This window comes from Paenibacillus agaridevorans (assembly GCF_003112455.1).
In the GTDB taxonomy this organism is placed as follows: domain Bacteria; phylum Bacillota; class Bacilli; order Paenibacillales; family Paenibacillaceae; genus Pristimantibacillus; species Pristimantibacillus agaridevorans.
In genome coordinates, this window is sequence record NZ_BDQX01000341.1 from 1 (window position 1) to 215 (window position 215).

Annotated in this window: 1 protein-coding gene; it reads left to right on the forward strand. The window is 57.7% G+C overall.

The genetic code is table 11. From position 1 onward, the window contains the following. A partial coding sequence (locus tag PAT3040_RS37480; protein WP_181376871.1) for an MBG domain-containing protein occupies window positions 1-215 on the forward strand: 215 nt, incomplete at both ends.

The window sequence follows — 215 nt, forward strand, 5'->3', positions numbered from 1 at the left end:
AGCTGGCGATCTCCAAGGCGTCTTATACGGTGACGGTCGATGATAAAACGCGCGAATACGGAGATCCGAATCCCGTCTTCACGAGTACCAGTGTCGGTCTCCGCAACGGGGACACGTTCCCGGTATCTTATTCGACTTCCGCTACGGCGGACAGCGCCGTGGGTCAGTATGACGTTACCCCGATCGTTGCGGATCAGGGAGGCAAGCTGGCGAAT